This window comes from Comamonas sp. B-9 (assembly GCF_000410635.1).
Taxonomy (GTDB): domain Bacteria; phylum Pseudomonadota; class Gammaproteobacteria; order Burkholderiales; family Burkholderiaceae_C; genus Comamonas.
In genome coordinates this window covers 1-7761 of the sequence record NZ_KE148567.1, presented here as the reverse complement: position 1 = coordinate 7761, position 7761 = coordinate 1, and the positions used below count along the sequence as shown (strand labels likewise).

Genomic DNA, 7761 nt, shown 5'->3' with positions numbered 1-7761 from the left:
CTCGCGCCCAGCCTGCAGATGAGCGAGGCCGGCTATGGCCTCTGGGTGGGCTCGACCGTGCATGAAGTGGCGCAGGTAGTCGCTGCGGGCGGCGCCATCAGCAGCAGCGCGGCCGATACCGCCGTGGTCGCCAAGATGGTGCGGGTGATGATGCTGGCCCCGTTTCTGATTGCGCTGTCGCTGTGGCTGGCCCAGCGGCCTGGCAATGAAGCACCGGCCCCGCAGCCCGCCACCAACGGCGCCGTGCAGGCCCGCCAGATCACCATTCCCTGGTTTGCCTTGGGCTTTGTCGCGGTCGCGGGCATCCATTCGCTGGGCGTCATCCCGGCGCAGGCACTCGCCATCGGCGTGCAGTGGGACAACGCGCTGCTGACGATGGCGATGGCCGGCCTGGGCCTCACTACCCATGTGCGCTCGGTACGGGCTGCGGGCATCAAACCCTTGCTGCTGGCCCTGGTGCTGTTTGTCTGGCTGGTGCTGGGCGGGCTGGCGGTCAATACCTGGATTTGAGCGCTCCGAGGCCTCTGCGGCCTCATAAGCTCATACCCAAAAAATCGTTGGCCCGGCGCGCAAAACTGCTACAACGGGCAGGCATCTTTCCGCCAACAACAAGGATTCCAACACCATGCGCATCGAGACATTGGCCGTTCACGCAGGCTATTCGCCCGACCCCACTACCAAGGCTGCGGCCGTGCCCATCTACCAGACGGTGGCCTACGCCTTTGACAGCGCACAGCACGGCGCCGACCTGTTTGACCTGAAGGTGCCGGGCAATATCTACACCCGCATCATGAACCCGACCACCGATGTGCTGGAAAAGCGCGTGGCAGCGCTCGAAGGCGGCATTGCCGCGCTGGCGCTGGCCTCGGGCATGGCAGCGATCACCGCCGCCATCCAGACCCTGGCCGAAGCGGGCGACAACATCGTCTCGGCCAGCACCTTGTATGGCGGCACCTACAACCTGTTTGCCCATACCTTTCCGCAGCAAGGCATCGAGGTGCGCTTTGCCGATCCGCGCGACCCGGCCAGCTTTGGTGCCTTGATCGACGACAAGACCAAGGCCGTGTTCATCGAGTCCATCGGCAACCCGCTGGGCAATGTGACCGATATCCGCGCGCTCGCCGATGTGGCCCATCGCCATGGCGTGCCGCTGATCGTGGACAACACCGTGCCCTCGCCCTATCTGCTGCGCCCCATCGAGCATGGCGCCGACATTGTCGTGCATTCGCTCACCAAGTACCTGGGCGGCCATGGCACCAGCGTGGGCGGTGCCATCGTCGATAGCGGCACGTTCCCCTGGGCCGAGCACAAGGCGCGCTTCAAGCGCTTGAACGAGCCCGATGTGAGCTACCACGGCGTGGTCTACACCGAAGCGCTGGGCCCTGCGGCCTATATCGGCCGCGCGCGCGTCGTGCCGCTGCGCAATATGGGCGCGGCCATTTCGCCGCAGAACGCCTTCCAGATCCTGCAAGGCATCGAGACCCTGGCGCTGCGCATGGACCGCATCTGCGAGAACACGCAAAAGATTGCCGAGACGCTGCAAAAGCACCCCAAGGTGGCCTGGGTGCGCTATGCCGGCCTGCCCGACCACCCGGACCATGCCACCTTGCAAAAGCAGTCGGGCGGTCGTGCCTCGGGCATTCTGTCCTTCAGCCTCAACGCCGCCGATGGCGAAGGGCGCGCTGCCGGTGCCCGCTTTCTGGATGCGCTGCAGCTGTTCACCCGCCTGGTCAATATTGGCGATGCCAAATCGCTGGCGACGCACCCGGCTTCGACCACGCACCGCCAATTGGACAGCGCAGAGCTGGAGAAAGCCGGCGTGAGCGAAGGCATGGTGCGCCTCTCGGTCGGCATCGAGCATGTCGATGACCTGCTGGCCGATCTGGAGCAGGCGCTGGCCCAGGTCTGAGGGGCCGTCGCGCATAAAAAAGAGCCGCTTTCATAAAAAAGAGCCGCTTGCAATAAGCGGCTCAATCACAGTGCTCTTTGGCTCCTGAACCACCAGGAGCGGGTTGTAGACCCCTTTTAGAAACGGTAGCCCACACCGACACCCAGCAACCAAGGATCCACCTTGAAGGTGCCCACCTTGGTGCCGGCCGAGCGCACGTCGGTCTTGATGTAGACCTTCTTCACGTCGACGTTGATCGACCAGTGCTTATCGAGCATGTAGTCAAAGCCGATCTGCAGCGCCGGGCCAAAGCTGTTCTTCTTGATCGATGGATCGAGCGCGGCCTCGACGGCGGGTGCAAAGTTCACGTTCGAGAAGCGCGTGTAGTTCACACCAGCGCCCAGGTAGGGCTTGAAGGCGCCCATATTGGTGAAGTGGTACTGCGCGAGCAGGCTGGGCGGCAGGTGCTTGAGCGTGCCGATCTTGGCGCCGTCCGAGCGCAGGTCGTGCTTTTGCGGATAGGTCAGCACCAGCTCGGCCGCGATATTGGGTGTGAAGAAGTAGGTCACATCCACTTCGGGAATCGTCTTGTCATTGATCGACAGACCCAGGCCGGTGGAGTCCTTGTTGGCGCTGTCCAGATGCACGGCGCGCACACGCACTTGCCAGGGGCTTTGCGCCTCTTGCGCCATCGCCGCGCCCGACGCCATTGCACATACAGCTGCCGCTGCCAACATCATTTTTTTCATCGTCATTGCCCTCGCTGCGATCTTGCTCGCATGGATTGAAAAGTAGCTGAACCCAGGCCGCATCTGCATGCCCCCACCCGCGCCAAGCGCCGTATCTGAAGGCGGCAGAGCTTTTTCTGCTGTCCATGCCTGCATCTTCTGCTTTAGCGGGCTGTACGGCCCTGACCCAGATCAACGAGACAAAACAAGCGATGAAAAAAGGCGGCCCGCTGTTGCGATGCCGCCTTCTGCTTCTTGCTGGCCGCGCCCGAGGGGCGCGGCCAGCAGCCATGCGCTGCTGCTTGCGATCAGTGCCCGCGCAGCTTGTGCCAGGCCTCCACCGCCAGCACCACCAGGCCACCAATGGCTGCACCAACAGCCACATGCACCAGCGTTGGGGCCAGCAGTGCCACCACGCCACCCATCGGGGCTACGGTACTCTCCAACCAGTGCTCGATCGGGCCAATGCCATGCACCAGCAGGCTGCCGCCCACCATGAACATCGCAGCCGTTCCGACAATCGACAGGCCACGCATCAGCCAGGGCGTAAACGCAATCAGGCCCCGGCCAAAAGCCTTGGCAGCGGCACTGGTCTTGCGCATCAGCCACATGCCCACATCGTCCATGCGCACAATACCGGCGACCAGGCCATAGACAAACACGGTGATCGCCAGCGCCACGGCCACCAGCACTGCAAACTGCTCCCACAGCGGCTTGCTGGCCACAGTACCCAGCGCGATGGCGATGATTTCTGCAGACAGAATGAAATCGGTACGCACCGCACCCGCCACCTTGGCTTTTTCATAGGCCACAGGGTCCATGTTTTTCTCGCTGGCAGCCTTCACGGATGATGGCGCCACGCCCATCTGCGCAGCCTGCTCGGACTCCTTGACGGCATCATGGGGCGCCTGTTTGCCGGGCTTGTGGAACAGGCTCAGCACCTTCTCCACCCCTTCAAAACACAGAAAAGCGCCGCCAAGCATCAACAGCGGCGTGATCAACCAAGGCGCAAAAGCACTGATCAAAAGCGCTGCCGGCACCAAGATGACTTTGTTTTTGAGCGATCCCTTGGCCACCGCCCAGACCACCGGCAACTCCCGGTTGGCCTTGACGCCGGTCACCTGCTCGGCGTTCAGCGCCAGGTCATCGCCCAGCACCCCCGCGGTCTTTTGCACCGCCACCTTGGTCTGCGTGGCCACATCGTCCAGGATGGCCGTGCTCTTGCCCGCCGCCGTCTTGGTCATCAGCGCCACATCGTCGAGCAAGGTCGCAATATCATCGAGCAACATCAACAAACCAGCACCAGCCATTACGCACTCCCAATCCAAATTCGGTGGCAAATCATAGCGATTTCGCGGTGCAATGCCGTGTCAGACCCTATAAAACGGTGATTTCTACGTTTTGTTGGAGCTTGTTCACAAAACTTTATGCAGGCCTTGTCAACAACTTCAGCGCGCGGCCCGTTGTACACCCATCTACACCAGAAAGGTGAAAGGACTGAAATGACTGAAGTGTTTGCTATTTGGCCTGAAGACGAACGTGACCGTAAGCGTGCTCCTGCCCGCTTCTGATACCAGCGCAGCCTGCAAGCGGTTGAGCCAGAACTAAAAACCCGGCACCCGCAGCGATTGCAAGCCCACTGATCTCTCTCACTTTAGCCCCGCTCTGCGGGGCTTTGTTTTGCCTGTAGCAACGCTCCTACAGCGCAAAACGCAGCCAAGCCCTCTGCCATGCCAGCAGACGGCTTTGGTTTTTATACGGCCACCATGTGCTCGTACAGAATCAGCGAGCCAATGGCAATCAGCACCACACCGCCCACCGCCTCCGCCCAGCGGCCGGTGATGCTGCCCAGCAAGCGCCCCACCATCACGCCCAAGGTCACCATCGCAAAGGTGGCAAAACCAATGCTGAGCGCAACGACGGTGATGTTCACATCCAGAAATGCCAGGCCCACGCCTACCGCCATCGCGTCGATGCTGGTGGCAAAGCCGGTGGCCACCAGCAGCCAGAAGCCATGGCGCGCGGGCCGGCTCATCTCGGGCTCATCGGCGCTTTGAAAGGCACCCAGCACCATGCGGCCGCCCAGCACCAAGAGCAGCACAAAAGCAATCCAGTGGTCCCAGGCCTTCACATAATCGGCCGCGGCATAGCCCAGCGCCCAGCCCACCAGCGGCGTGATGGCTTCAATGACACCAAAGATCAGGCCGGTGCGCAGCGCCTCCGACCAACGGGGTTTGACAAGGGCAGAGCCTTTGCCAATTGCGGCGGCAAAGGCATCGGTAGACATGGCAAGCGCCAACAGGGAAATGGAAGCAGCGTTCATCGAAGGTTCTTCTAGGACAGTCGGGCATGAGCACAACGGCATGCCACCACTGCCCGACCGAGGTCGTGCTGGCATGCCGATGGTCTCGCCAACCGAAGAACGGATGTCTGCGCCACAGCATGCGAAATGCCGAGTATGTTGACGCAGACGCTTCCAGCGCGGAAGCAGGCTACTCCCCAAGGGAGCCCGCAGTCTAAACGCTGCGCAGCGCTTCGGAGCACATGGCCCCAAACGCGCCAAGTTCTTTAGGAATGGATCGCATCTCTGTCTCTGCACGCGAGAAATCAAAACCAATCCTAGCTAACCCCCCGCGCGCAAAACAAATGCTGTGATTGCGCCATGTAGCATTTCGAGGCCGCTTAATTAACTCTATCTAGGACATAAATTACGCTTGCGCGTGCATTTGGCTTTCATCTTGAATCCGGAAGCCAGGCTCGAATGTTTCATGTTTGAATCATCCCCTGCGGGAAGGTGGGCTGGGTATCTTGCAGAGTTCCCCTACCCATTTATGGCCCACAGAGTCGAAAAGAAAAACATAAAAATAGACAAAAACCATTTACCGCAGCTTTCATTCTATTGACATCATTAGACACGCGTGGCCAGCCGTCTATTACCCTGGTCATTATGAATTTGAGAAATTTAGATTTTATTACTATATTAAAATCATTTTCATGATCCAACTTCAATAAAACATTTTTTGAAAAATCTCTACTGGCATATATTAAATCACTCAATTCATTGCAGCTTTAGAGGCTTCTGACATATCAATAAGTCATCCGCATTAACAAATCGCACCAAATGGTTATTCAATACATCACCTTAAAAGCTCGCGTAGCACTTTACAAGGCATAGGTAGCAGATAACTGTTTTATCTATGCGATTATCCAGAATGCCGTCAGATGGAGAGGCGAGGTAAAGAAATTTACAATCAATATTTAGCATTTATTTTCTTTTTAAATAAAATCCATATAGGGCCGATAAAAAAACCACTGGAGTAATGGCATTTAAAATATTATTCAACCGATTACCTTCTTTTGAAAAAAAATCGTATACATCAATCATAATCAAAATCAAAACAATATGAAATATAGCAATGCGATGGCTATTTTCATCTGAAACATAATTATTCGAGGACATCAGTAGCGCCACAATAAATCCTATCCCCAGCATCATGTTTAAATCAATGCCTCCGAAAAAATAAAAATACAGACATAAGATAAAAAATAACACAAGATGCATATATCTTGATTCTTTTATTGAAACATTTAGCTTCTCTAGTTCATTCATTTTTTTCCTTTTCAATAATTTGATTTTTTACAAGTCTTATCGGATTCATTTTCAATCGTCGCTGTTATGCTATCAAGTTTACTTTATAGTAATTTTTTCTTAAAAAATAGCTGCATCTTCAACAAACCCTCCAGGCATATACTCATCAACTAAAAATACAGCTACCAGCAATAAGAATATGTTATAAATCATATTATTTACAGCTCCTGATTGCATAAGATATGCGACATTATCCACTGAGCACAACACAAAGCCCATACTAATATTTTTATCAATAGATATCTCCCCACATCCTCATCATGAGCGAGAAGCTTCATACTGCTACTAAATTCTCTAAAAAGCCATGCTTTACCAGCATACGGCCCAAGCAACTGGCGATATCTCCCAATCTAGCCAGCGGTGATATCACTTATATTGTTTATAAATAATAAAATTTATAAACAATGCAACAAAAGGCGACCCAAAATAAATGCACGAGATCATAACTTCAAGATTCTGAGAATACGGTATAAGCAGAAGAGTCCAGGGCAAGAAAAATAATACAGCTATATTTACAATATACAAATAATTTTTGCTCTTCATCCCGAGCAGCAATGCTTGTAGTATTGGTGCGAACCAAAGCAAAGTGACAAAAAACGCAACTTCTATAGCATCTTTACTCACAAATGCATACGCATTTCTTGAGTAGGTTAAAAATACAATCAGTATTGATATATTCAATTGCAAGGACATGAGAGATTGAATTTAGATAGATCATTATCCTTATACGCTTTTAATGCTGCTGTGGTTTCTGTGTAGAGTGGATGATTTTTATTTGGTGGCGCAACAATCTCCGACATAGCGTGCAATATTTGGCGAGGAAGTCCATAGTTTTCTGACCAAGCCTTCTGCCCTTTATGCACGGGCGAAGTGGCATCTTGTATTACATGAAGAGCGACTCCAAACATAAAAATAGATTCCTGTTTTTTCCCCTCAGCTTTAAATTCAAAAGATTTCTTCATTACATCTTGAATGAGATTATTTGAGCTGCTGCACGATTGATTTTTATTTTGCGCGGCATCTTTATCCCTCATTGCATGCATAAACGAACTGGCTGAAGTCTGATTCGGGGGTGAATCTGCCCAAACTTGCCCTTGATTAATCATAGATAACTCTGCTCTCGAATAATCGTAGCCAAATGGCATCATGTAGCCTTGATAGTTTGTTACATTCTGATGCACATAGAATCCAAGCTGTGATGCCCATAGACCCAGCGGATCAATCATCGTCACTGGCCGCGAGGCATATAAAAATTTGTTCCACCCGCCACTCAAGCCAATGGGGTCCTGATTTACGTAGGCTCCTTGTTGCCCCTCATAATACCGATGCCGGTTGTAATAAAGCCCCGTATCCTCATCCGAATGCTGCCCCGGCAGCCGAATCGGTTGGTACAGCCCGCTGGGGTTATGCTTCACCCGCACATTGCCCCAGGCATCCAATTGCACTGCCCAATCCACCCGGGTGTCTTCTCGGATCAAGGCATGGGGCGTTCCCAG

Annotated in this window: 6 protein-coding genes, 1 pseudogene and 1 riboswitch; of the genes and pseudogenes, 2 read left to right on the top strand and 5 right to left on the bottom strand. The window is 54.2% G+C overall.

Translation table 11 applies throughout. The features are described from left to right. Together H928_RS33275 and H928_RS0111925 are read left to right on the top strand one after the other, a co-directional pair. Positions 1–510 (top strand): annotated as a pseudogene (locus H928_RS33275) (YeiH family protein); the annotation flags it as partial. 115 nt (positions 511–625) lie between these two features. Further along, entirely contained in the window at positions 626–1909 is a 1284-nt protein-coding gene (locus tag H928_RS0111925) for an O-acetylhomoserine aminocarboxypropyltransferase/cysteine synthase family protein (RefSeq protein WP_021026717.1), read from the top strand. Between the two features lie 116 nt (positions 1910–2025). Here the strand turns inward: H928_RS0111925 and H928_RS0111920 are convergent, their stop codons facing one another. The 5 genes from H928_RS0111920 to H928_RS30805 form a co-directional block, all read right to left on the bottom strand. Further along, complete coding sequence (locus H928_RS0111920; protein ID WP_027010866.1) at positions 2026–2637, bottom strand: OmpW family protein; 612 nt, start codon at positions 2635–2637, stop codon at positions 2026–2028. Between the two features lie 287 nt (positions 2638–2924). Further along, positions 2925–3926 (bottom strand): DUF808 domain-containing protein, encoded by a 1002-nt coding sequence (locus H928_RS0111915; RefSeq protein WP_021026715.1) that lies wholly within the window; start codon positions 3924–3926, stop codon positions 2925–2927. Positions 3927–4369: 443 nt separating this feature from the next. Then, positions 4370–4939: a manganese efflux pump MntP gene (gene mntP, locus H928_RS0111910; RefSeq protein ID WP_027010865.1), complete on the bottom strand. Its 570-nt coding sequence runs from the start codon at positions 4937–4939 to the stop codon at positions 4370–4372. 17 nt (positions 4940–4956) lie between these two features. Beyond that, positions 4957–5122: riboswitch (yybP-ykoY riboswitch) on the bottom strand. Between the two features lie 759 nt (positions 5123–5881). Beyond that, the gene (locus tag H928_RS31540; protein WP_148293135.1) at positions 5882–6226 is read right to left on the bottom strand and encodes a hypothetical protein; all 345 of its coding nucleotides are present in this window, start codon (positions 6224–6226) and stop codon (positions 5882–5884) included. A 716-nt stretch (positions 6227–6942) separates the two neighbouring features. Beyond that, the coding region (locus H928_RS30805; RefSeq protein WP_306729944.1) for an RHS repeat-associated core domain-containing protein at positions 6943–7761 on the bottom strand (819 nt) is incomplete at its 5' end.

Bases quoted from the DNA above. Each gene is read 5' to 3' on its own strand.
- H928_RS0111915 (WP_021026715.1), bottom strand. From the start codon at position 3,926: ATGGCTGGTGCTGGTTTGTTGATGTTGCTCGATGATATTGCGACCTTG.
- H928_RS31540 (WP_148293135.1), bottom strand. From the start codon at position 6,226: ATGAATGAACTAGAGAAGCTAAATGTTTCAATAAAAGAATCAAGATAT.
- H928_RS0111925 (WP_021026717.1), top strand. From the start codon at position 626: ATGCGCATCGAGACATTGGCCGTTCACGCAGGCTATTCGCCCGACCCC.
- mntP (WP_027010865.1), bottom strand. From the start codon at position 4,939: ATGAACGCTGCTTCCATTTCCCTGTTGGCGCTTGCCATGTCTACCGAT.
- H928_RS0111920 (WP_027010866.1), bottom strand. From the start codon at position 2,637: ATGAAAAAAATGATGTTGGCAGCGGCAGCTGTATGTGCAATGGCGTCG.